The sequence below is a fragment of the Pseudomonas sp. 2822-15 genome, from assembly GCF_002742515.1.
GTDB classification, from domain to species: Bacteria; Pseudomonadota; Gammaproteobacteria; order Pseudomonadales; family Pseudomonadaceae; genus Aquipseudomonas; species Aquipseudomonas salomonii.
In genome coordinates, this window is sequence record NZ_LJRY01000296.1 from 1 (window position 1) to 230 (window position 230).

The window sequence follows — 230 nt, forward strand, 5'->3', positions numbered from 1 at the left end:
ATCTTGTGTTACTTTATGATTCTTTTTTCGCTCAACATTTTTCTTGTGTTTTTCTACCATCTTTGTAGCTTCCTCTGTGTTTTTGTTTGATAAATAAAATGAATCGAGGAAACGACCACTTTGATCAATTACTGCAAAGATAACAGGAGTATCCTGATCAAATAGGAGTACTTTCGTTTTCTTTTTTAAATGCTCCTCATATTTCACAACGTAACAACGGCTATTTGTTC

At 32.6% G+C, this 230-nt stretch carries 1 protein-coding gene; it reads right to left on the reverse strand.

What is annotated here, in order from left to right; all coding sequences use genetic code 11:
- Nucleotides 1-230, reverse strand: a 230-nt coding sequence (locus tag AOA59_RS32880; protein WP_218212223.1) for a hypothetical protein, incomplete at both ends; no start/stop codon positions are given.